Below are 21,812 nucleotides of genomic sequence, written 5' to 3'. Positions count from 1 at the left end.
CCGGAGGGAGTCCACCGTGCTCGACCTGTCCGTCATCAACGCGATGTTCCCGCCCGATCTCCCGGAACCGGCCGACTGGGAGCGCCGCTTCCCGTCGCGCGCCCTGCCGGAGGGCGCCGAGGTGACGCGCTTCGCCCCGAGCCCCACCGGGCACCTGCACATCGGCGGCCTCTACACGGCGGCCGTCGCGCGCGCCCTGGCCCACCAGTCGGGCGGCGTGCACGTCCTGCGCGTCGAGGACACCGACCGGTCACGCCAAGTGGCGGGGGCCGCCGAGGAGTTCTCCCGGCTGCTCGCGGCCTTCGGGCTCGCGCCCGACGAGGGCGGGGTCGCCGGTGACGGGGAGTGGGGCCCGTACCTCCAGTCGGAGCGCCGCGACGTCTACCTGAGCCAGGTGCGCGCACTGCTGCGGCGGGACCGCGCGTACCCGTGCTTCTGCGACAAGGAGCGGCTGGCCCGCAGCGCGGAGGAGCAGCGCGCGGGCCGCTCCCCCATCGGCTACTACGGCAGGTGGGCGCCGTGCCGGACGCTGCCCCCGGAGGAGGCGGCGCGGCGGCTGTCGGCCGGCGAGCCGTACGTCGTGCGGTTCCGCTGCCCGTACGAGTTCCCCGGCCGGGTCCGGTTCACGGACCGGATCCGCGCGGGGGTCACCATGCAGGACAACGGCAACGACATCGTGCTACTCAAGTCCTCGCAGGAGGAACTCCCGCTGCCCACCTATCACTTGGCGCACGTGGTGGACGACCACCTGATGCGGGTCTCGCTGGTGGTGCGCGGCGAGGAGTGGCTGTCCTCGACGCCGGTGCACCTCCAGCTCCACGCGGCACTGGGCTTCGAACCGCCCGCGTACGCGCACCTGGCGCCGCTGATGAAGGCCGAGGGGCCCTCCCGGCGCAAGCTCAGCAAGCGCAAGGACCCCGAGGCGTCGGTGGACTACTACCTGTCCGCCGGGTATCCGCCGGCGGCCGTCCAGCACTACCTGCGGGGGCTGGCCAACATCCGGCTCATGGACGTGCCCACGGCCGAGGCGCTCGCCGCCCCGGTCCGGCTCGACGGCATGCGCCCCTCCGGGCCGCTGCTGGACCTCCCCAAACTGCACTCCCTGAGCCGGGAGTTCATCGCGTCGCTGAGTCCCGACGAGCTGTACGGCCAGCTGCTCGCCTGGGCGGAGGAGTACGACCCGGAGCTCGGATCCGTCCTCGCCGGGCAGCGGGAGCAGGCCCTGGCCGCGCTGGCGGCGGGCCGGCCCGAGGGGGCGCCCGCCCGCAAGGACCTGGACCGCTGGTCCTGCTTCCGGGACCGCTACGGCTTCTTCTTCGCGGAGCTCTTCGGTGCGCCCCCGGCCGCCGACGACGACCGGTACGGCGGCCTGGCCCCGGAGCTCGTGCGCCGGATCGCCGCCGACTTCGCCGCCGGGCCGGCCCGGGAGGGGGCCGCCGTGACGCCGGAAGCCTGGTACGGCGCGCTCCGCGAGCTGGCCGAGCGGCACGGGCACGCCCCGGACACGGCCTCCTGGCGCCGGGACCCCGGCCGCTGGGCGGGCCCGCCGCGGATGGTCGCGAACGTGGTGCGGGTCGCGCTGACCGGCGCCACCCGCAGCCCCGACCTGTTCGCCGTGGCCCGGGCCCTGGGCCCGGCCGAGGTGCTGCGCCGCCTCACCGCCGTGGCGGGGTGAGGCGCGGGCGGCACCCGCCGGCACGGTCCGGCGCGCCTCCCGCCGACCCCCCGGCCCGGGCGGGCCGGACCGTCGGGGCCCCGCGTCGCGGTGTACGGAGCGGGGGCGGGGAGTGGGCGTCGGCGGCCGGTGGGCGGCGCGCCGGCACCGTCGGTGCGGTCATCGGAACTCCCTGGGACAGGGGTGGCACGGCGGGGGACGCCAGGGGCGGGTTCGTGGCTCGGCGGGGGACGCCAGGGGCGGGCCGGGGACAGCCCTCAAGATCACCGAGCGCATCCAGACGCTAGCCCGCGGGGCGTCGGCGCCCCGGCAGGACACACGGTGCGGCGCGCGTCCCGGAGGCCGCTCACCACTTCGGCGGAGCGCACGCGGGACGGCGCCGGGACACCGCCGGACCGCGGCACGGCGACGGGCCCGGCCCGCGACGGACACCACCCGCAGCACCCGCCGCGCCAGACCCCACACGCCGCACCCGGCACGGAGACCTGCCCCCGCCGCACCAGACACGGAGGCCTGTCCCCTCCCCGACGGGCCTGGAGGCCCGTCCCCGCTGCACCGGGCCCGGGTTCCACGGGCCCACCCGGCCCCCTTCTCCCCCACCCCACCGCCCCGCCCCCGATCGACCTCACGCAATCGATCCTGGCCAGACACGCCCACCGCCTGGCAGGATCGCCAGCATGTTCGCCTCCCTCACCCGCGCCGCCCGCCGCCGTGTCCTCACGGGCGCGGTCGCGCTGCTCGCGGTGTGCGGAGTGCTGGTGTGGTGGCTGGTCCCCTTCGGCTCTCCCGTGCCGAGCGGCTCCCTCACCTTCAGCACGGGAGTGCCCACCGGCGTCTACCAGCGGTACGGGGCGCTGCTCAAGCAGGCCCTGGCGCAGGACATGCCCGAGGTGTCGATATCCCTCACCGACAGCGAGGGCTCCCAGCAGAACCTGTCCCGGGTGGCCTCGGGCAAGGCCGACTTCACCATCGCGACGGCCGACGCCGTCGCCCAGTACCAGCGGGAGCGCCGGCCCGGCTTCGAGCGGCTGCGCGGCTGCGCGCGCCTCTACGACGACTACGTCCAGCTCGTCGTGCGGAAGGGCTCCGACCTGCAGACCGTGCGGGACCTGCGCGGCCTCAAGGTGGGCGTCGGCCAGGACGGCTCCGGCGTGCGGCTGATCGCCGACCGGGTGCTCGCCGCCGCCGGCCTGACCCCCGACCGGGACGTCGAGGCGTACTCCCTGGGCATCAACACGATGCCCGGGCTCCTGGAGCGGGGCGAGCTCGACGCCTTCTTCTGGTCGGGCGGTCTGCCGACCCAGGCCGTGCAGACCCTCGCCGAGAACTACGAGATCCGGCTGCTCCCCCTGGACAAGGCGCTGGTCGACCGGCTCCACGACGTGGGCGGGTCGACCCGCCACTACCGGTCGGCGGTGATCCCGGCCGACTCGTACGCCAAGGCGCAGGACGGCCACGAGATCGAGACCCTGGCGGTGGCGAACCTCCTGGTCACCACGGTGGACGCCGACGCGGACCTGGTGGAGGGCTTCACCCGGACGGTGATCAGGAGCAGGGACCGGATCGGCAGCAAGGTGCACCCGGCCCAGCTGGTGGACCTGCGGACCGCCGTCTACACCGAGCCGCTGACCCTCCACGAGGGTGCCCGCCGCTACTACCGATCGGTGAAGCCCTGACCCTCGCGGTCGCCCTTCGCCGCCGGCTGGTTCCGGGGCACGGTCACCGTCACGCGCAGCCCGTGGGGCTCGTTCGGCGCGAAGGAGATGCCGCCGCCGCCCGCCGTGAGCAGGACGCGGGTGATCGAGAGGCCGAGGCCCGATCCCTTGACGTTCTGGTGGCGGCCCGCGCGCCAGAAGCGGTCGCCGACGCGGTCCAGCTCCTCGTCCGTGAGGCCGGGGCCGTGGTCCGCCACGACGACGGCGACCTCGCCCCCGCCGGGCACCGGCTCCGCCGTGACGGTGACCTCCTCCCCGGCCGGGGTGAACTTCACCGCGTTGTCGATCACCGCGTCCAGTGCGCTGGAGAGCGCCACCGGGTCCGCCCAGGCCGTGACGGCCCCGCACTCCCCGGTGAGCACGACACCCTTGTCGTCGGCGACCGGCCGCCAGGACGCGACCCGCTCGGCGGCGAGCGCGCCGACGTCGACGAGCTGCAGCTCGGCCGCCGTGTGCTCGGCGAGCGCCAGGCCGAGGAGGTCGTCGAGGACCTGCGAGAGGCGCTTGCCCTCGGTCCGTACGGAGGCGATCTCCTCGTTCCCCTCGGGGAGCTCCATGGCGAGCAGCTCGATCCGCAGCAGGAGTGCGGCGAGCGGGTTGCGCAGCTGGTGGGAGGCGTCGGCGACGAACGCCCGCTGCTGTTCGAGCGCCTCCTCGACGTTGTCGGCCATCTCGTTGAAGGAGAGCGCGAGGCGGCGGAGCTCGGGCGGGCCGCCGGTCGCCGCGACCCGGGAGTTCATCCGGCCGGTGGCGATGTCGTGGGTGACGGAGTCGAGGACGCGGACGGGCCGCAGGACCCAGCCGGTCAGCCGGAAGGCGGCGCCGACGGCGACCAGCATGGCCAGGGACTCGCCGGCGAAGATCAGCAGCCAGCCGCGCAGGATGCGGAGCCGGAGCTGGCCGGTCGGCGAGTCGGTGACGACGACCGCGACGACGTCGCCGTCGCGGACGACCGGTGAGGCGATGATCAGCCGGGCGTGGGCCTGCCAGGGCCACACCTGGGGCGGGTCGTGGCTGCGGCGGCCGAGCAGCGACTCGTTGAAGGCACGGCGGCCCTCCCCTTCGTAGGGGACCACCCAGTCCTCGGGGGCGGCGGCCATGGACCGGTTGTCGCGGTAGAAGATGCCGGCCCGGATGTCGTACACGTCGTGGTAGCTGGCGAGTTCGCCGCCGAGTGTGGTGCGGCGCTCGTCGGTGCCGGGGCTGGTCTCGCTGACGAACTGGGCGAGCGCGGCGAACCGGGCGGCGTCGTCGAGGCGGTCGACGACGACCCGCTGCTGCTCGGAGGCGGCGAGGCTGGCGGCGAGCGGGAAGCCGAGGGCCAGCAGGACGCCGGCCATCAGCACGATGAGCAGCGGGAGGAGGCGGGTGCGCACGGAGGGGCCGTCCGGCGGTTACGCGGCGGGGGCGACCAGGCGGTAGCCCACGCCCCGTACGGTCTCGATCAGGGTGGGCATCCGGAGCTTGGAGCGCAGGGAGGCGACGTGCACCTCCAGCGTGCGGCCGGTCCCCTCCCAACTGGTGCGCCAGACCTCGCTGATGATCTGCTCGCGGCGGAAGACGACGCCGGGCCGCTGCGCGAGGAGGGCCAGCAGGTCGAACTCCTTGCGGGTGAGGGGCACGCTCTCGCCGTCGACGCTGACGCGGCGGGTGGGCAGCTCGATGGTGACGGAGCCGAGCCGCAGCTGGGTCCCGTCGGCGGGTGCGCCGGCTCCCGTCGTCTCCTCCGGGCCGGTGTTGCGCCGGCTGACGGCGTGGATGCGGGCGAGGAGCTCACCGGGGTCGTAGGGCTTGACGACGTAGTCGTCGGCGCCGAGGTTCAGCCCGTGGATCCGCGAGCGCACGTCGCCGCGCGCGGTCACCATGATCACCGGGGTGGTGGTGAGCTTCCGGATGCGGCCGCAGACCTGGTAGCCGTCCTGGTCGGGCAGGCCGAGGTCCAGCAGGATCACGCCGTACGTGGGGCGCTCGCCCTGGGCCGTGGGGAGCACGGCCTGGAGCGCCTCCTCGCCGTTGCGGGCGTGGGTCACCGTGAAGCCGTGCTTCGCGAGGATCGCGGAGAGGGCGGCGGCGACGTGGTCGTCGTCCTCGACGAGCAGCAGTCGCATACGTGCCTCCTCCGTGGGGATCTTCGTGGCCGCGCCGGTCGCGGTCCTGATGGCGGCTCTCTGTGTACCAGGTGGTACCAGGGCATGAACACCGATGTCCGGTGTCACAGTCAAGTGTCCCCCTGTGACGGCGGCGTTTCCGTTATGCAGCCGGTACGGCCCCGGCTGTCCCGTTCACACACTGTGTCCGGTTGCGGCCGGATCGTTATCCTCAATTTCCGCTCAGATGTGATGACGGTCATCACATCGGGTCTCTAGTGTCCTCCCCAACCGAGGAGGACGGAGCTAGAGCCCGATGAGCGGAGAGTCAGTGTCCAAGTCCGTGCCCAGGGGGCCCGAGGACACCCCGCGCCCCGCGGACGACCTGGTCGTACTGTCCGGCGTGAACAAGCACTTCGGCGCGCTGCATGTCCTCCAGGACATCGATCTGACGATCAGCCGCGGCGAGGTCGTGGTCGTCATCGGACCCTCCGGGTCCGGCAAGTCGACGCTGTGCCGCACGATCAACCGGCTGGAGAGCGTCGACTCCGGCACCATCACCATCGACGGCAAGCCGCTGCCGGCGGAGGGCAAGGAGCTCGCGCGCCTGCGTTCCGACGTCGGCATGGTCTTCCAGTCGTTCAACCTCTTCGCGCACAAGACGGTGCTCGAGAACGTGATGCTGGGCCAGATCAAGGTCCGGAAGACGGAGAAGAAGGCCGCCGAGGAGAAGGCCCGCGCCCTGCTCGACAGGGTCGGCGTCGGCACCCAGGCGGACAAGTACCCGGCGCAGCTCTCCGGCGGCCAGCAGCAGCGCGTGGCGATCGCCCGCGCGCTCGCGATGGACCCGAAGGTCATGCTGTTCGACGAGCCGACGTCCGCGCTGGACCCCGAGATGATCAACGAGGTCCTCGAGGTCATGCAGCAACTGGCCCGGGACGGGATGACGATGGTCGTCGTGACCCACGAGATGGGCTTCGCGCGCTCCGCCGCCAACCGGGTCGTGTTCATGGCGGACGGCCGCATCGTCGAGCAGGCGACGCCCGAGGAGTTCTTCAGCAACCCGCGCAGCGACCGGGCGAAGGACTTCCTCTCCAAGATCCTTCACCACTGAGCGAGTTCGGGCCTATTCTTCCCCACTCACTTCTAGACCAAGGGACATTCCTCGATGAAGCTTCGTCGCACCCCTGCCGCCGCCGCGGCCGCCGTCGTCCTCGCGCTGACCGCCACCGCCTGTGGCACCGGATCGGACTCCGGCAGCAACGGTGACAAGATCAACATCGGCATCAAGTTCGACCAGCCCGGCCTCGGCCTGAAGGCCCCGGACGGCAAGTACGTCGGCTTCGACGTGGACGTGGCGCGCTACGTCGCCAAGGAGCTCGGCTTCCCCGAGGACAAGATCACCTTCAAGCAGGCGCCCAGCGCCGAGCGCGAGAACCTGATCAAGAACGGTGACGTGAAGTTCGTCGTCGCCAGCTACTCGATCAACGACAAGCGCAAGAAGGAGGTCGACTTCGCCGGTCCGTACTTCCTGGCCCACCAGGACCTGCTCGTGCGCGCCGACGACAGCTCGATCACCAAGGTCGAGGACCTCAACTCCAAGAAGCTCTGCTCGGTCACCGGCTCGACCTCCGCGCAGAACGTCAAGGAGAAGCTCGCCCCCAAGGCCGACCTCCAGCAGCTCGGCGGCTACTCCGAGTGCCTGACCGGCCTGGAGAACAAGGCCGTCGACGCCCTGACCACCGACGACTCCATCCTCGCGGGCTACGCCTCGCAGAAGAGCCACCAGGGCAAGTTCAAGCTGGCCGGCCTGCGGATGAGCGACGAGAAGTACGGCATCGGCGTCAAGAAGGGCGACGACGAGCTGCGCGGCAAGATCAACAAGGCGCTGGAGAAGATGGTCTCCGACGGCACCTGGGAGAAGCTCGTCAAGGAGCACTTCGGCCCGTCCGGCTACAAGTACGAGCCCGCGCCCAAGGTCGAGAACTGATCCGACCCGACCGGCCGTGACGGCCGCCCCCTCCCGGGGCGGCCGTCCCACCGGCACCGGCCGCTGCACACGCACCGGTCTTCACACCCGACCGACCACCAGGGGAGAGCGCGGGCATCGTGTTCGACTTTCTTGATTCCGGGCAGTACGACCTGCTCGGCGCCTTCTGGGTGACGGCGAAGCTCGCCCTCTACTCGGCGATCGGCTCGCTGGTCTGGGGCACCGCCCTCGTCTCCATGCGGGTGAGCCCGGTCCCGCTGATGCGCGCCTTCGGCACCGCGTACGTGAACATCGTCCGGAACACCCCGCTGACGGTGGTCCTGGTCGGGTGTCTGCTGGGCCTCAACCAGACCCTGAGCATCGCGCTCGGCGGCGAGCGCGCGGAGGACATCGGCTTCCGGCTCGCCGTCCTCGGACTCATCGCCTACACCGGCACCTTCGTCTGCGAGGCGCTCCGGTCGGGCATCAACACCGTTCCCGCGGGCCAGGCGGAGGCCGCCCGGGCGCTGGGCATGAGCTTCACCCAGGTCCTCACCCTGGTGGTCCTCCCGCAGGCCTTCCGCGCGGCGGTGGCCCCGCTCGCCAACGTCCTGATCGCCCTCACCAAGAACACCACCGTGGCGGCCGCGATCGGCGCCGCGGACGCGGCGTTCCTGATGAAGGAGATGATCGAGAACGAGGCCGACGCGCTCTTCGCCGTCTTCGCCGTCTTCGCCTTCGGCTTCATCGTCCTCACCCTCCCCACCGGCCTCATCCTGGGCTGGGCGGCCAAGCGACTGGCGGTGAAGCGATGAGCTCCGTCCTGTACGACACTCCCGGACCGCGCGCCAAGCGGCGCAACATCGTCTACACGATCCTGTTCCTGGCGGTCCTCGCCCTCGCGGCCTGGTACGTGCTCGGCGCCCTGGACGAGAAGCACCAGCTGGACGCCGACAAGTGGAGCCCGTTCGTCACCGACGCCAACGTCTGGACGACGTACCTGCTGCCCGGCCTCGTCGAGACCCTCAAGGCCGCGGTGCTCTCCATCCTGATCGCGCTGCCCCTCGGCGCGGCCCTGGGCATCGGCCGGCTCTCCGACCACCGCTGGGTCCGGGTGCCCGTCGGCGCGGTCGTCGAGTTCTTCCGGGCCATCCCGGTCCTGCTCCTCATGATGTTCGCGGCCGCCCTGTACCGGGAGTTCACGACCATCAGCTCCGACTTCCGCCCGCTGTACGCGGTCGTCACCGGCCTGGTGCTGTACAACGCCTCGGTGATCGCCGAGGTCGTCCGCGCCGGTGTGCTGTCGCTGCCCCGCGGCCAGGGCGACGCGTCCGTCGCGCTCGGCATGCGCAAGGGCCAGACCATGCTGTACGTCCTGCTGCCGCAGGCCGTCACCGTGATGCTGCCGGCCCTGGTCAGCCAGCTCGTGGTGATCGTGAAGGACACGGCGCTCGGCGGCGCGCTCCTCGGCTTCGAGGAGCTGCTCAGCCAGAACCGGCAGATCACCGCCAACTACGGCGCCAACACGATCGCCACCCTCGTGGTCATCGCGCTCATCTACATCCTCCTCAACTCCCTCCTCACCCACCTCGCCGGCCGCCTGGAGCGGCGCCTGCGGCAGGGGAAGAGGTCCACGGCGGCGACCGTCCCCGCCCAGGGCGGACCCGCCGAGGTGAAGAGCGACGCCATCAGCGGCGCCTGACCTCTCGGGGGTCCGCGGGGCAACAGGGGTGGGCCGGAGCGGCACTGACTTCAGGTCAGCCGCACCGCGCCCACCCCGTCGCTTGACGCAAGCACCCTCAGTGGGTTGCATACGGTCTGTGATCAAGCACCGGGCTCGTGCCACACTCGTATGTGCTGCCCCCATGACCGTCCGGCCTTCAGGAGCCGCGCCGTGGACCCGGTGATCATCGTGGGCGCGGGGCCGGTCGGCCTCGCGCTCTCCCTCGCGCTCGCCGCGCAGGGCGTGCCCAGCATCGTCCTCGACGAGGGCTCGGGCAAGGACGAACCACGCCCCGCCCGCAGCGTCGTGCTGCGCGCCGACACGGCCGCGATGGTCGAGCGGCTCGGCTGCACCACCCTCCGTGACGAGGGGGTCCGCTGGGTCGGCTGGCGCGGCATGCGCCGCCGGCAGGTGGTCCGCGCGCTCACCCTCGACGTCGGACTCGGCGGCACGGAGGAGTGGTCCGAGGACCCCGCCGCGCCGTCCGCCCCCGCCGCACCGCTGCACATCCCCCAGCACGCCCTGGCGCGCGGGCTGCGCGACGCGATCGGGCACCAGAAGCTGATCCGGCTCGTCGCCGAGGCCCGGCTCGACACCATCGAGCAGGACCGGGACGGCGTGGTCGCCCACACCCGGGGCCCGGCGGGCACCTGGTGGCGCGGCAGCCACCTCGTGGGCTGCGACGGCGCCCGCTCGACCGTGCGCAAGCTGCTCGGCATCCGCTTCCCGGGCCGTACGGCCGTCGAGCGGCACGCGGTCGCCGCCCTCCGCACCGAACTCCCCTGGCCCGGCGAGGCCCTGCTGCACCGTCAGCCGCCGTGGCGCGGCGCTCCCGACGAGATCTCCGCCCGCCCGCTGCCCGACGGGGTGTGGCGGATCGACTGGCTGCTGCCGCCCCGGGGCGACCTGGTGACCCCGGACGCGCTCGTCGCCCGGATCCGCGAGACGCTGGCCGGCTGGTGCGACGGCGTGACGCCCCCGTACGAGCTCATCGACACCGGCGTCCACACCCTCCACCACCGGCTCGCCCGCCGCTGGCGGGTCGACCGCGTCCTGCTCGCCGGGGACGCGGCGCACCTGCTCGGCGCGGTCGGCACCCAGGGACTCGACGAGGGGCTGCGGGACGTCGACAACCTCGCCTGGAAGCTGGCCCACACCTGGCACCACGGGGCATCCGAGCGGCTGCTCGACAGCTACCAGAGCGAGCGGCGGGCGGCCGTCGCCCACCGGCTGCGCGCCGCCGACCAGTCGCTGCCGGTCCTGCGGGGCGGCGGCGGCCTGCGGACGTACCTCCCCGGGGCGGCGCGCGGGCACGACGCGCTGCTCACCGACGGCCATGTGGGGCGCGGCCCGCTGGGCGCGCCCCCGGCGTACCCCCACTCGCCTCTCGCGCCCCCGTACTCCGTGGGCCGCACCCCGGTGGGCACGCCGGAGGGGGCGCCGGTCGAGGACGTCCGGGTGACCGCCCCGGACGGCACGACGGTACGGCTCCGGGACCGGCTCGGTCAGGGCCGCCTCCTGGTCCTCCTGGTCGCCCCCGGCACCGGGGTGTGGGACCGGCGGCACTGGCGCGGGGCCGGGGTCATGCCCCGGCTCGAAGAGGCGGTGTCGGCCCTGCCGGCGAAGGCGGAGGTCCTGGTCACGGAGGCCTACCCGGGCGCCCCCGCCCACGCCGTCCTGCTGGTGCGGCCCGACGGGCACCTCGCCGCGGCCTTCGCCGGCGTCCATCCCGCGGAGCTGTACGCGGCGGCGGACGCGGTCCGCGGCGGCTCCCCGGCCGACGATCCGGCCGCGCCGGAGGACGGCGGGGAGAGCGGGACGGACGCCGGGGCGAGGACCGGGACGAAGGCGGCGGCCCGGGCCGGGACGGGGTCCGGAGCGAAGGCCGCGGCGAAGGTGGGGGCCGCCGGGGCGTCCACGGGGAGTGACCGCTCAGCGGACATGCATTGATTCCGGCAGGCGCACATGGTGTACTCCGGAACGTGACCGACACCGATGTGCGCCTGTGGCGGAGGGTCCATATGGACCTCGTCCGCTACGCGGGCTGCGTGTGTCGCCCGTCCTGCTGATCTCGCCCCTTCCCCGCGCGCGCCCCGCCTCCACCGCCGTACGTCCAGGTACGCCCGTGTGCCGTGCCGCCGCCGCGCGCCCTCAGCGAACCCAGGACGGTCACCCGTGTCCCGACCCGCCCCCGCACACCCCCTGAGCGCCGCCGCCCCTGCCGCCGGCTCCCCCACCGACTCCGCCGCGCCGGCTCCCGGCGCCCCGACGGCGGCCGAACTGCTCGACTTCGTCCGGCGCACCGCGGCGGACCGCGACCTCGTCGACTCCCTGCCGCTCGATCCCGAGGGCCGTACGTGGGTGCGGCTGGAGGGTCCCGGCGGCAGCGAGGCCTGGCTCATCGGCTGGCCGCCCGGAACGGGTACCGGCTGGCACGACCACGCCGAGTCGCAGGGCGCCTTCGCCACCGCGCGCGGCACCCTGACCGAGAACGCGCTGGCGGTCCGCCTGCCGGCGAGCGGCTGGAAGACGCTGGAGCTGGCCGACGGCCTCGACCGCTCCCGCCGGCTGGGCGAGGGCGGTGGCCGCGCCTTCGGCCGCCACCATGTGCACGAGGTGCTCAACGAGTCCCCCGACACCCACGCGGTGTCGGTGCACGCCTACTATCCGCCGCTGCCCCTGATCCGGCGCTTCAGCCGGGCGGGCGCGGTGCTCCGTCTCGAGCAGGTCGAGCGTCCGGAGGACTGGCAGTGAGCGACCACGGCGGCGACGAGCGCATCGGCATCGACGAGCTCCTGGAGCAGGTGAGGTCGGGCCTCGACCGGATCGAACCGCGGGCCGCCTACGAGGCCTACGAGACGGGCGAGGCGCTGCTGGTGGACACCCGCTACGCGGCCCTGCGCGAGCGGGACGGTCTGATCCCGGGCGCGCTGGTCGTGGAGCGGAACGAGCTGGAGTGGCGGCTCGACCCGCAGGGCAGCCATCGCGCGCCGGAGGCCACCGGCCACGACCTGCTGGTGGTGGTGCTCTGCAACGAGGGCTACGCCTCGTCCCTGGCGGCCGAGTCCCTGCGCCGCCTGGGACTGCACCGGGCGACCGACCTGGTCGGCGGTTTCCAGGCCTGGAAGGCGGCGGGCCTCCCGGTCCTGCTCCCCCCGTCGGCGGGCTAGGGGGCCTGGCCGGTGCCCGACGCGTCCTTCTGATCTCCCCCGGGGATCAGAAGGACTCGTCGAGCCCGTCCGTGTCCTCGCCCTCGGCCTCCAGCGCCTGGCGGACGACACGGAGGGCCATGCCCTCGGGATAGCCCTTGCGGGCGAGCATCCCGGCGAGCCGTCTCAGGCGCCGGTCGCGGTCGAGACCGCGGGTGGCGCGCAGCTTGCGGGCGACGAGCTCCCGCGCGGTGGCCTCCTCCTGGTCGGAGTCGAGCTGCTCCACCGCTTCCTGGATCAGGGTGGGCTCGACGCCCTTGGTCCGCAGTTCGCGGGCGAGTGCCCGCCGGGCGAGGCCCCGGCCGTGGTGGCGGGACTCCACCCAGGCCCCGGCGAAGGCGGCGTCGTCGATGAGTCCGACGTCCTCGAAGCGGGAGAGGACCTCTTCGGCCACCTCGTCGGGGATCTCCCGCTTGCGCAGGGCGTCGGCGAGCTGCTTGCGCGTGCGGGGGGTCCCGGTGAGCAGGCGCAGGCAGATCGCCCGCGCCCGCTCGGCCGGGTCTTGGGGTGACAGCTCTTTCTCGGCCCTCGACGAGTCGGGGCTTTCACCCGGCCATTCGGTGCGACCGGTCACGGGGTCAGCTCTTGACCGCGGTGGCCTTGGTCGCCTTCGCGGTCTTGGTGGCGGGTGCCGGGACGCTCTTGGCGGCCTCGTCCGTGGCGGCGGCGTCCGCGGCGGGGGCCGCGTCCTTCGCCGCGTCCTTCGCCGCGTCGGCGGCCTCGGGCCGGACGCCCACGCCGAGCTTCTCCTTGATCTTCTTCTCGATCTCGTCGGCGAGGTCGGGGTTGTCCTTGAGGAAGTTGCGGGCGTTCTCCTTGCCCTGACCGAGCTGGTCGCCCTCGTACGTGTACCAGGCGCCGGCCTTGCGCACGAAGCCGTGCTCCACGCCCATGTCGATCAGGCCGCCCTCGCGGCTGATGCCCTGGCCGTAGAGGATGTCGAACTCGGCCTGCTTGAAGGGCGGCGCGACCTTGTTCTTGACGACCTTGACGCGGGTGCGGTTGCCGACCGCGTCGGTGCCGTCCTTGAGGGTCTCGATCCGGCGGATGTCGAGGCGCACCGAGGCGTAGAACTTGAGGGCGCGGCCACCGGTCGTGGTCTCCGGCGAGCCGAACATCACGCCGATCTTCTCGCGGAGCTGGTTGATGAAGATCGCGGTGGTCTTGGACTGGTTGAGCGCGCTGGTGATCTTCCGGAGCGCCTGGCTCATCAGACGGGCCTGGAGGCCGACGTGGGAGTCGCCCATCTCGCCCTCGATCTCCGCGCGCGGGACGAGCGCGGCGACGGAGTCGATGACGATCAGGTCGAGTGCGCCGGAGCGGACCAGCATGTCGACGATCTCGAGGGCCTGCTCGCCGTTGTCCGGCTGGGACAGGATCAGGTTGTCGATGTCGACGCCGAGCTTCCTGGCGTACTCGGGGTCGAGGGCGTGCTCGGCGTCCACGAACGCCACCTGACCGCCGGCCTTCTGCGCGTTGGCCACCGCGTGCAGGGTCAGGGTCGTCTTGCCGGAGGACTCCGGGCCGTAGACCTCGATGACACGGCCGCGCGGCAGGCCGCCGACGCCGAGGGCGATGTCGAGGGCGGTCGATCCGGTCGGGATCACCTCGATCGGCTCCTGGGTGCGGTCGCCCATGCGCATCACGGCGCCCTTGCCGAATTGGCGTTCAATCTGTGCGAGCGCGGCGTCGAGCGCCTTCTCGCGGTCGGTTCCTGCCATGGGTTCCACCCGGTTTGCTTGAGTCGATCGCTTCATGTGAAAGACGCTAACCCCTGCCACTGACAATGGGCCCCGACGTCCCCTCCGACCTGTGGACAACTCGGCGAAATGCCCGAGATTCCAAGGGCCGGGCTTCCATGAGAATGGATGTTCGATTTCAGTGTCAAGCGCACTCGCCGGGCCGGACCCCGGCTCTTCGGCCCCGCCGTCGCCCACCGATCGTCGCCGCGGGGGCGAGGCCGGCAGGGCGCGGACGGCGGGTGCGGACGGCCAGGCTCCACGGCCCCACGTCCCCGTAGACCGAGGCTCGCCCCCGCCCCCCTTCGACCGTAGGGCCGTTGGCCGGTCGGGCGGGCACGGCTCGCCGCGCGCGACACCATCCCGGCCCCCGCATCGCCCCGACCCCCGCATCACCCCGGTCCCAGCCCCGCCCCGTCCCGGTCCCCGCCCCGTCCCGGCCCCGCGCCGCCCCGGCCCCGCGCCGCCCCGAACTCCCCGCCGCCCGCCGGGGCTTCGGACGCGCGAGTGGCGAGCGATACTGATCGTGGCGGCCGTTTCGCCCCCGACCGGTCACGACCGGGACGGCCGGGCGGCGCGGGAGCCCCGCCATGCCGACGCCTTCGAGGGGAGCCTTCATGACCACGGCGCAGGACCTGTTCATCATCGCCATGGACCCGGGGTCGGAGCGTCCCGTGGGCCAGGGGGACCTGTCGCTCGCGCTCGCGGGAGCCGAGCTGATCGATCTCCTCGGCTCGGGGGCGGCCGCCATCGACGAGGACCGGATCGTGCCGGGCCCGCCGTCGGCGCCGGACGACCGTCTCCTCGCCGCGGCCGAGGCGGAGCTCGTCCGGCAGGAGCCCTACGAGCCGGTCGAGGACTGGCTGTGGCGCCGGGGCCGCGACCTCTCGGCCACGTACCGGAGCACCCTGGAGAAGGCCGGCGCGCTCACGCGCAGGCGCAGCGGCCTGCTGCCCTTCGGCCCGGAGACCGTGGAGCCGGCCGACACGGAGGCGAGCCGGCGGGCCGCCGCCCGCCGGGAGGAGGGCGAGCCCGTACTGGCCGCCCTCGCCTCCGCCGTGGGCGTCGGCGGCGAGTGGTCCGACGAGGAGCCGGGATTCGCGGACGAGGCGGTGACCACCGTGGTCGCGGTCGTCAACGAGGCCGTGATGGAGCTGGAGGCCGTGCGCCAGCGGCGGACCATCGAGAACACCGCCTTCGCCAACGTCTGGCGCGGCCCCTGACCGCGGGCGCCCCCGGGCCCGCGGAGGCCTTCTATCTCCCACCTGCGTCGTTTCTAGAATGGACCGATGGAGGACACGCAGGACATCGACGCGATCGCCGTGCTCCAGGACCCGGTGCGGCGACGCCTGTACGCGTACGTGGTCGCGCAGGGACGCGAGGTCGGGCGCAACGAGGCCGCCGAGGCCACCGGGGTGGCGCGCACGCTCGCGGCGCACCACCTGGACAAGCTGACCGGCGCCGGGCTCCTGGAGAGCGGCAGCCGTCGCCTGACGGGGCGCTCGGGGCCGGGGGCCGGGCGCCCCGCCAAGGTGTACACACGGGCGTCGGCCGAGCGGTCGGTCTCCCTGCCGGCCCGTGACTACCGCACCGCCGCCGAGCTGCTCGCCGAGGCCGCCGAAGAGGCCGGGCTCGACGCCGGGCTCCGCGCGGCCGCCCGCCGCCGCGGGGAGGGGCTGCGCGGCTCGGCGGCGCCCTGCGGCAGCCTCGACGAGGCCATGCGGACGCTGGCGGCCCGCGGCTACGAACCCCACCTGGAGACCGCCGGCGCCGACGGCGATCCGCGTACGGACCCCCTCGGCGCGACGGCGGGATCGGCGCCGGGAGCGGCGGCGCCCGCGCGCGTCGTCCGGATGCGCAACTGCCCCTTCCACGCCGTCGCGGAGCGCTTCCCGCCGCTCGTCTGCGGCATGAACCTCGCCCTGCTCGAAGGGCTGCTGGGCGCCGACGGTGCCGTACGCGCCCGCATGGACGCGAGGCCGGGCGAGTGCTGCGTGGTGGTCGAGGATTCTAAAAACAACGATCATTGACATAGAAAACGGCGTCGTGCTGGGATGAGGCATGACCGCACCCCCGCACGCCGCCGTCCATCTCGCCCAGCTGAACCTGGCCACGCTCCTCCACCCGCTCGACGACCCGCGCGTGGCGCCGTTCGTCGAGCTGCTGGACCCGGTCAACGCGGCCGCCGACGCCGCACCCGGCTTCGTGTGGCGGCTGGTCGGCGAGGGCGCGCCGGACGCCACCGCCCTGCGTCCGGCGGGCGAGGACGTCATCGTCAACCTGTCGGTCTGGGAGAGCCGGGAGGCGCTGTGGGACTTCGCCTACCGCAGCGGGCACCTGGAGGTGATGCGGCGGCGGCGCGAGTGGTTCGCCCGGCACGTCGAGGCGCACATGGTGCTGTGGTGGGTTCCCGCCGGACACCTCCCGACCGTCGAGGAGGCCCTGGAGCGGCTGGCGGACCTGCGGACGAACGGCCCGTCCCCGCGCGCGTTCACCTTCGCGTCCGCCTCCACCGCCGACGAGGCGGCCAGGCAGGCGGGGGCGACACCGCGCGGCGCGGCGGCGCGGCCGGGCGGGGCACCCGCGCCCGCCCGAACCGCGCCCGCGCCCGCCGGAACCGCGCCCGCGGGGGACACGCCCGCCTGAAGGGGGTCCCGCCGATCAGACCCCGCGGGGCCCCGGCCCGATCGGCAAGACACCCCCTAGGAGTCCGTGCGCCTCCGTTCCCGACGCGCCCGGACCGCTCGTACCACCCGGGTGATCCCGTACCCCAGCACCCAGGGCAGCACCGTGAGGCCCAGGACGTAGACGAGGACGTACCCGAGCACGTCCTCCGTGTGGCGGGGGTCGTCCCAGCCGTCCACGGGCAGCACGACCGCGGTCGCCGAGACCGCCACGGGCACCAGGGGCAGCAGCACGGACCAGAGCCGCGGCCACCACCCGGGCCGCCGGGCGCACCACACCCCCACGGCGCCCATGAGGAAGGGTCCGAACGGCACCCAAAGGATCACGGGCACGAACAGCAGCGCCCACCACTCGTCCGCGTACCCGAACATCATCGAAACCCCCCGCAGCCCCCGACCCGACACGGCCCGCCCCCGCGAACCGTCCCCCGCCTATCCTTCGACGCATGCCCCTCCCCCACCGTTCCCCGGCCGGCGGGCGCCTTGCGCCACGGGCCGCCGACGCGGCCGTGGCGGGTGCCGTGCTGCTCGTCGTCGCCGTCTGGACTCTCGTCTCCGCGCGCTCCGCGAGCGAGCCCCCCGGCCGGACGGCGCTCGGCTGGGCACTGATCCTGGCCGGCTGCGGGTCCCTGTACTTCCGACGGCGGCAGCCCGTCGCCGTGTCCGTGGTCACGCTGCTCGCCTGCGTCGTCTACTACCCGCTGTCCTCGCAGGACGGCCCGCTGATGATCGCCTTCGCGCTCGCCCTGTACACGGCCGCCGCCGAGGGCCGCTTCGCCGCCGCCGTCGCGCTGGCCGCCGTGACGCTCCTCGCGGTCGGGCTCGGCGAGATCCGGCAGCGGCCCGGGCACCGGCAGATCGACGACACCTCCCTGGTCATGCTGGCCGGCTGGCTGATCAGCCTGGTGGCGGTGGGGCGGGCCCAGCGCACCCGGGCCGCCTATCTGCACGAGGTGGAGCAGCGGGCGCTGGCCGCCGAGCGGGAGCAGGAGGCGCGGGCCCGGCAGAGCGCCACCGAGGAACGGCTGCGGATCGCCCGGGAGGTGCACGACGTGCTCGGCCACAGCATCTCGCTGATCAACGTCCAGTCGGGCGCCGCGCTCCACCGCCTCGGCAAGGGGCCCGCGCCGGAGGCCGGACTCGCCACCGCCACCGAGGCCCTCCAGGCGGTCAGGTCCACGAGCAAGGACGCACTGCGCGAGCTGCGGGCGACGCTCGGGGTGCTCCGCCGGGCCGAAGAGCCGACGCCGACCGCCCCGTCCTCCTCGGGGCTCGCGCTCCTCGGCGACCTCGCCGCACGCGCGCGCAGTGCCGGTCTCGACGTCCGTACGGAGATCACGGGCACCGCGGTGGCCCTTCCGCCGCCCGTCGACCTGGCCGCGTACCGGATCGTGCAGGAGTCGCTCACGAACGTCACCCGCCACGCGGGCGCGAGGACCGTCCGCATCACCCTCGATTGGGAGGCGGGCGCGGTGCGGCTGCGGATCGCGGACGACGGCGGGGGCGCGCCGGAGGACCGGCCCCTCGGCAGCGGGGTCCGGGGCATGGCCGAGCGGGCCCGCGCGCTGGGCGGAGAGCTGACCGCCGGGAACGGCGAGGACGGCGGCTTCCTGGTCGACGCCCGACTGCCGTTCCCCGACCGCCCCGCGGCGACCGCACCGCCCTCCCCCGCCGCGCGCGAGGTCGCTGCTCCCGCCCCCGCCGTCCGCGCACAAGGCACCACCGACCCCGGCGTGCACGAACGCGGCACCACCGACGCCACCACGTCCGACCGCACCACGTCCGACCGCACCGCGTCCGGAGCCGACGTGGCCGAGCCCGCCGCGTCCCCGAGCGACGCGTCCGAAAGGGACCCCCGATGATCCGTGTCGTGCTCGCCGACGACCAGACCCTGGTCCGGGCCGGCTTCCGGTCGATCCTGTCCGACGAGGAGGACCTGGAGGTCGTCGCAGAGGCCGGCGACGGCGAGCAGGCCATCGCGCTCGCCCGCGAACTGCGGCCGGACGTGGTCCTCATGGACATCCGCATGCCGGTCCTCGACGGCCTGGAGGCCACCCGCCGCATCACCGCCGACGAGCGGCTCGAAGGCGTGCGGGTGGTCATCCTGACCACCTTCGACGCGGACGACCACGTGTACGGGGCGCTGCGCGCGGGCGCGTCGGGGTTCCTGGTGAAGGACACCGAGCCGATGGAACTGCTCCACGCGGTGCGGGTGGTGGCACGCGGGGACGCCCTGATCGCGCCGGCCGTGACCCGCCGTCTGATCGCCGAGTTCGCCGGCCGGGCCGACCGGCAGCCCGATCCGAGCCCCCGGCTCAACGCCCTCACCGAACGGGAACGCGAGGTCCTCGGCCTGGTGGGCGCCGGGCTCTCCAACGACGAGATCGCCGGCCGGCTCGTGCTGTCCCCCGCGACCGCCAAGACCCACGTCAGCCGGATCATGACGAAACTGGCGGTACGGGACCGGGCCCAGCTGGTGATCCTGGCGTACGAGTCGGGGATGATCACGCCGGGCTGGCTGGCCTGACCGGGAGCGGGTCGGCGGGCACGCCCCGGACGCGCCAGGGGGCGCGGCAGGCCGCCCGGCGCGACTCACGGGGTACGCGCGCGTGCCCCGGCACAACCTCAGGGGTACGGCCACTGTCCTCCCGGGGGTGACGCCGCACCCCTGGTCGTACGCCGACGCTGATCGGGTGAACCAGGACGTACTCGATCTCGCGCGGCTGCAGTTCGCCCTCACGGCGGGCGGCCACTTCCTGTTCGTCGCCCTCACCCTGGGGCTCGCGACCGTGGTCGCCGTGCTCCAGACACGGGCCATGTTCAGCCGTAAGCCGCTGGACGCGCGCATGGTGCGGTTCTGGGGCCAGCTGTACGTGATCAACTACGCGGTCGGCATCGTCACCGGTCTGGTGATGGAGTTCCAGTTCGGCATGGCGTGGAGCGGGCTCACCCACGAGGCGGGCAACATCCTCGGGGCCTCGCTCGCCGTCGAGACGATCGTGGCGTTCTTCGTCGAGTCGACCTTCCTCGGCCTGTGGATCTTCGGCTGGAACCGGCTCAACCGCTGGGCCCACCTGGCCGCGATCTGGGTCGTCGTCCTGACCGCCTACGTCTCGGCGTACTGGATCCTCGTCTCCAACGGCTTCCTCAACCATCCCGTCGGCCACCGCTCCGAGCACGGCGAACTGGTCCTCGACGACCCGGTCGCGGTCCTCACCAACCCCTCGGCGCTGCTGGCCTTCGGCCACGTCGTGGCGGGCGCGCTGCTCACGGCGGGGTTCTTCATGGCGGGGGTGAGCGCCTACCACCTGTTCCGGCGCAGCCCGGAGTGGGAGTTCTTCGGCCGGAGCCTGCGGATCGGGGTGTTCCTGTCGGCACCCGCGCTGATGGTGACCGCCGTCTTCGGCGGGGTGCAGCTCGCCGTCCTCGACGCCTTCCAGCCGATGAAGTCGGCCGTGTTCCGGGGGAAGTCGGCGGAGATCGCGCGGGTCCAGGCCGAGCTGACGGAACGTTTCGGGCCCGGCGACTACGTGCCCTCCGAGGCCTGGACCCGGGGCGGGGCGCTGGTGATGCTGATCTGCTTCGCGCTGATGATGTACCTGTGCTTCGCCGGGGTGGTCCTGGCCGCCTTCAGGAAGGCCGTCTTCCGGTTCCGCCCGTGGCATCTCGTCCTGATGGCGGCCGTCCCCCTGCCGTACATCGCGATGATCAGCGGCTGGGTCTTCCGGGAGTCCGGGCGGCAGCCCTGGGTGGTGTACGGCCTGCTCAGGACGGAGGACGCGGTCTCCGACCTGTCGCCCGGCACCATGCGCCTCTCGCTGGTGGCCTTCACGACGGTCTTCGTCCTCCTGGCGGCCCTCAACGCCTGGCTCCTCATCCGGCACGCCCGCCGGGGCCCGGTCGAGGCCGGCCTCGGCCACGACGAACGGCCGACCGCGGGCGGGAGCGGGGGCGGGCCCCGGGGCCACGGCGATACCGACGGCGGAAGCGGGCACGGCGGCGACGGCGGAGCACCCGATCCCGTCGACGCCCTCCCGGCACCCCGCTACTGAGCCCCGGACGCCCCGGGCCCCCGGACGCCCCGAGCAGCCATCGGACGGCCTGATCAGCCACCGGACGGGACGCCCGCCACGCCGGCCGGCCTGCCCGTCCGCATCCTCGCTTCATCCCCTCATCCCACCGCCCGCCCAGGAAAGCCCGAGGAGCCCCCGTGGAGACCCTGGCCATCGCCCTGCTCGCCTTCTTCGCGACGGGCTGGTCCGTCCTCGCCGGAGCGGACCTCGGCACCGGGATGCTCATGCCCTGGCTCGGCCGGAACGACCGCGAGCGGCGGCTGGTCCTGGCCTCGTTCGCCCCGTTCTTCCTGGGCAACGAGGTCTGGCTGGTGGCCACCGCCGGTGTCCTCGTCGGCTGCTTCCCCGCCCTCGAAGGCGAACTCCTCAGCGGTCAGTACCCGGTTCTCGTGGCCCTGCTGACCGGCTGGATCCTCCGGGACGCGGGCCTCTGGTCCCGCGGCCGGGGCCCCGGCCCCCGTTGGCGCGCGGCCTGCGACGCCGCGGTGGCCTGCGGGAGCTGGGGCGTGGCGCTGTCCTGGGGCTGGCTGCTCGCCGCCCTGCTCACCGGGCGGCCGTACGCACCGGCGACCGGGGCCACGGCCGTCCTCACCGCGCTCGCGGTGGCCGCGGTGTTCGCGGCGCACGGGCTCGGTTTCGCGACGCTGCGCCTCTCGGGACTGCCGTACGAGCGCGCCCGCAGGCTCGTCGGGCGCTCCGGGCGCCCCTGGCAGTCCTTCGCCCTGACCGCGGTCCTGATGGGCGGGCTGCCGGTCTGGGCGGGCACGGCGCTGCCGCTGGCCGGGCGGGCGGCGGCACCCGGCACGCTCGGTCTCCTCGTGCCCGCCCTCCTGGTCGTCACGCCGCTGCTGGTGGTCGTCCAGGGGTGGATCTGGCACACCTTCCGGCACCGGGTCACCGGGCCGTCGTACCTCTGAGGCGAGGGACCCTTACAGATC

General features: G+C 73.7%; 22 protein-coding genes. 17 read left to right on the top strand and 5 right to left on the bottom strand.

The features are described from left to right. Positions 1 to 16 precede the first annotated feature (16 nt). On the top strand, positions 17 to 1,675 hold the full coding sequence (locus tag ACF09E_RS31935) for a glutamate--tRNA ligase (RefSeq protein WP_392209224.1): 1,659 nt from the start codon (positions 17 to 19) through the stop codon (positions 1,673 to 1,675). A 677-nt stretch (positions 1,676 to 2,352) separates the two neighbouring features. Continuing rightward, a complete protein-coding gene (locus ACF09E_RS31930) occupies positions 2,353 to 3,351 on the top strand; it encodes a TAXI family TRAP transporter solute-binding subunit (RefSeq protein ID WP_392209222.1) in 999 nt (332 codons plus the stop codon). Here ACF09E_RS31930 and ACF09E_RS31925 read toward each other — a convergent pair. Both ACF09E_RS31925 and ACF09E_RS31920 read right to left on the bottom strand, forming a co-directional pair. Beyond that, positions 3,330 to 4,766: an ATP-binding protein gene (locus ACF09E_RS31925; protein WP_392209220.1), complete on the bottom strand. Its 1,437-nt coding sequence runs from the start codon at positions 4,764 to 4,766 to the stop codon at positions 3,330 to 3,332. The genes ACF09E_RS31930 and ACF09E_RS31925 overlap by 22 nt on opposite strands. Positions 4,767 to 4,784: 18 nt before the next feature. Continuing rightward, a complete protein-coding gene (locus tag ACF09E_RS31920) occupies positions 4,785 to 5,498 on the bottom strand; it encodes a response regulator transcription factor (RefSeq protein WP_392209218.1) in 714 nt (237 codons plus the stop codon). Positions 5,499 to 5,793: 295 nt separating this feature from the next. Here ACF09E_RS31920 and ACF09E_RS31915 point away from each other — a divergent pair, with 295 nt between their 5' ends. The 8 genes from ACF09E_RS31915 (at position 5,794) to ACF09E_RS31880 (ending at position 12,339) form a co-directional block, all read left to right on the top strand. Next, positions 5,794 to 6,591: an amino acid ABC transporter ATP-binding protein gene (locus ACF09E_RS31915; protein ID WP_388806912.1), complete on the top strand. Its 798-nt coding sequence runs from the start codon at positions 5,794 to 5,796 to the stop codon at positions 6,589 to 6,591. A gap of 54 nt (positions 6,592 to 6,645) precedes the next feature. Beyond that, complete coding sequence (locus ACF09E_RS31910; protein WP_361853603.1) at positions 6,646 to 7,467, top strand: glutamate ABC transporter substrate-binding protein; 822 nt, start codon at positions 6,646 to 6,648, stop codon at positions 7,465 to 7,467. A 119-nt stretch (positions 7,468 to 7,586) separates the two neighbouring features. After that, positions 7,587 to 8,261: an amino acid ABC transporter permease gene (locus tag ACF09E_RS31905; protein ID WP_361853606.1), complete on the top strand. Its 675-nt coding sequence runs from the start codon at positions 7,587 to 7,589 to the stop codon at positions 8,259 to 8,261. Next, a complete protein-coding gene (locus tag ACF09E_RS31900; RefSeq protein ID WP_392209216.1) occupies positions 8,258 to 9,148 on the top strand; it encodes an amino acid ABC transporter permease in 891 nt (296 codons plus the stop codon). Before ACF09E_RS31905 ends, ACF09E_RS31900 begins: the two co-directional genes overlap by 4 nt. Before the next feature lie 192 nt (positions 9,149 to 9,340). Further along, entirely contained in the window at positions 9,341 to 11,119 is a 1,779-nt protein-coding gene (locus tag ACF09E_RS31895) for an FAD-dependent monooxygenase (protein WP_392209214.1), read from the top strand. 32 nt (positions 11,120 to 11,151) lie between these two features. After that, positions 11,152 to 11,238, top strand: coding sequence for a putative leader peptide (locus ACF09E_RS31890; RefSeq protein ID WP_311605579.1), 87 nt, complete (start codon positions 11,152 to 11,154; stop codon positions 11,236 to 11,238). Positions 11,239 to 11,344: 106 nt separating this feature from the next. Then, entirely contained in the window at positions 11,345 to 11,923 is a 579-nt protein-coding gene (locus tag ACF09E_RS31885) for a cysteine dioxygenase (RefSeq protein ID WP_388806918.1), read from the top strand. Next, positions 11,920 to 12,339 (top strand): rhodanese-like domain-containing protein, encoded by a 420-nt coding sequence (locus tag ACF09E_RS31880; RefSeq protein ID WP_392209212.1) that lies wholly within the window; start codon positions 11,920 to 11,922, stop codon positions 12,337 to 12,339. The genes ACF09E_RS31885 and ACF09E_RS31880 overlap by 4 nt, the downstream gene beginning before the upstream one ends. A 46-nt stretch (positions 12,340 to 12,385) precedes the next feature. Here ACF09E_RS31880 and recX read toward each other — a convergent pair whose 3' ends face one another. Both recX and recA read right to left on the bottom strand, forming a co-directional pair. Further along, entirely contained in the window at positions 12,386 to 12,952 is a 567-nt protein-coding gene (gene recX, locus ACF09E_RS31875) for a recombination regulator RecX (RefSeq protein ID WP_392209211.1), read from the bottom strand. Between the two features lie 4 nt (positions 12,953 to 12,956). Beyond that, positions 12,957 to 14,099, bottom strand: coding sequence for a recombinase RecA (gene recA / locus ACF09E_RS31870; RefSeq protein ID WP_392209209.1), 1,143 nt, complete (start codon positions 14,097 to 14,099; stop codon positions 12,957 to 12,959). Between the two features lie 635 nt (positions 14,100 to 14,734). Here recA and ACF09E_RS31865 point away from each other — a divergent pair. The 3 genes from ACF09E_RS31865 to ACF09E_RS31855 all read left to right on the top strand — a co-directional run bounded on the left by ACF09E_RS31865 (position 14,735) and on the right by ACF09E_RS31855 (position 16,763). Further along, positions 14,735 to 15,340 (top strand): GPP34 family phosphoprotein, encoded by a 606-nt coding sequence (locus ACF09E_RS31865; RefSeq protein WP_388806922.1) that lies wholly within the window; start codon positions 14,735 to 14,737, stop codon positions 15,338 to 15,340. Positions 15,341 to 15,406: 66 nt separating this feature from the next. After that, positions 15,407 to 16,147 carry a helix-turn-helix transcriptional regulator gene (locus ACF09E_RS31860; RefSeq protein ID WP_392209206.1) on the top strand — a complete coding sequence of 247 codons (741 nt, stop codon included), beginning with the start codon at positions 15,407 to 15,409 and terminating at the stop codon, positions 16,145 to 16,147. 31 nt (positions 16,148 to 16,178) lie between these two features. Then, the gene (locus ACF09E_RS31855; RefSeq protein ID WP_392209204.1) at positions 16,179 to 16,763 is read left to right on the top strand and encodes a DUF3291 domain-containing protein; all 585 of its coding nucleotides are present in this window, start codon (positions 16,179 to 16,181) and stop codon (positions 16,761 to 16,763) included. A 56-nt stretch (positions 16,764 to 16,819) separates the two neighbouring features. On the opposite strand, the gene ACF09E_RS31850 is transcribed toward ACF09E_RS31855, so the two are convergent. Continuing rightward, the gene (locus ACF09E_RS31850; protein WP_392209203.1) at positions 16,820 to 17,176 is read right to left on the bottom strand and encodes a hypothetical protein; all 357 of its coding nucleotides are present in this window, start codon (positions 17,174 to 17,176) and stop codon (positions 16,820 to 16,822) included. Positions 17,177 to 17,247: 71 nt separating this feature from the next. Here ACF09E_RS31850 and ACF09E_RS31845 point away from each other — a divergent pair, with 71 nt between their 5' ends. The 4 genes from ACF09E_RS31845 (at position 17,248) to ACF09E_RS31830 (ending at position 21,791) form a co-directional block, all read left to right on the top strand. Then, positions 17,248 to 18,663, top strand: a complete 1,416-nt coding sequence (locus tag ACF09E_RS31845) for a sensor histidine kinase (RefSeq protein ID WP_392209201.1) — start codon at positions 17,248 to 17,250, stop codon at positions 18,661 to 18,663. Continuing rightward, a complete protein-coding gene (locus tag ACF09E_RS31840; protein WP_392209199.1) occupies positions 18,660 to 19,328 on the top strand; it encodes a response regulator in 669 nt (222 codons plus the stop codon). Before ACF09E_RS31845 ends, ACF09E_RS31840 begins: the two co-directional genes overlap by 4 nt. A 166-nt stretch (positions 19,329 to 19,494) precedes the next feature. Continuing rightward, the gene (locus tag ACF09E_RS31835; RefSeq protein WP_392209197.1) at positions 19,495 to 20,853 is read left to right on the top strand and encodes a cytochrome ubiquinol oxidase subunit I; all 1,359 of its coding nucleotides are present in this window, start codon (positions 19,495 to 19,497) and stop codon (positions 20,851 to 20,853) included. A 158-nt stretch (positions 20,854 to 21,011) separates the two neighbouring features. Next, a complete protein-coding gene (locus tag ACF09E_RS31830; RefSeq protein ID WP_392209195.1) occupies positions 21,012 to 21,791 on the top strand; it encodes a cytochrome d ubiquinol oxidase subunit II in 780 nt (259 codons plus the stop codon). Positions 21,792 to 21,812: the final 21 nt, after the last annotated feature.

It is taken from the genome of Streptomyces sp. NPDC014891, from assembly GCF_043081085.1.
In the GTDB taxonomy this organism is placed as follows: Bacteria; Actinomycetota; Actinomycetes; order Streptomycetales; family Streptomycetaceae; genus Streptomyces.
This window is presented reverse-complemented; position numbering and strand designations above follow the sequence as displayed.

What these genes read in the sequence shown, in the direction of transcription:
- ACF09E_RS31930 (WP_392209222.1), top strand. Translation starts at nt 2,353, where the DNA reads ATGTTCGCCTCCCTCACCCGCGCCGCCCGCCGCCGTGTCCTCACGGGC.
- ACF09E_RS31920 (WP_392209218.1), bottom strand. Translation starts at nt 5,498, where the DNA reads ATGCGACTGCTGCTCGTCGAGGACGACGACCACGTCGCCGCCGCCCTC.
- ACF09E_RS31915 (WP_388806912.1), top strand. Translation starts at nt 5,794, where the DNA reads ATGAGCGGAGAGTCAGTGTCCAAGTCCGTGCCCAGGGGGCCCGAGGAC.
- ACF09E_RS31910 (WP_361853603.1), top strand. Translation starts at nt 6,646, where the DNA reads ATGAAGCTTCGTCGCACCCCTGCCGCCGCCGCGGCCGCCGTCGTCCTC.
- ACF09E_RS31900 (WP_392209216.1), top strand. Translation starts at nt 8,258, where the DNA reads ATGAGCTCCGTCCTGTACGACACTCCCGGACCGCGCGCCAAGCGGCGC.
- recA (WP_392209209.1), bottom strand. Translation starts at nt 14,099, where the DNA reads ATGGCAGGAACCGACCGCGAGAAGGCGCTCGACGCCGCGCTCGCACAG.
- ACF09E_RS31865 (WP_388806922.1), top strand. Translation starts at nt 14,735, where the DNA reads ATGACCACGGCGCAGGACCTGTTCATCATCGCCATGGACCCGGGGTCG.
- ACF09E_RS31860 (WP_392209206.1), top strand. Translation starts at nt 15,407, where the DNA reads ATGGAGGACACGCAGGACATCGACGCGATCGCCGTGCTCCAGGACCCG.
- ACF09E_RS31855 (WP_392209204.1), top strand. Translation starts at nt 16,179, where the DNA reads ATGACCGCACCCCCGCACGCCGCCGTCCATCTCGCCCAGCTGAACCTG.
- ACF09E_RS31850 (WP_392209203.1), bottom strand. Translation starts at nt 17,176, where the DNA reads ATGATGTTCGGGTACGCGGACGAGTGGTGGGCGCTGCTGTTCGTGCCC.
- ACF09E_RS31845 (WP_392209201.1), top strand. Translation starts at nt 17,248, where the DNA reads ATGCCCCTCCCCCACCGTTCCCCGGCCGGCGGGCGCCTTGCGCCACGG.
- ACF09E_RS31840 (WP_392209199.1), top strand. Translation starts at nt 18,660, where the DNA reads ATGATCCGTGTCGTGCTCGCCGACGACCAGACCCTGGTCCGGGCCGGC.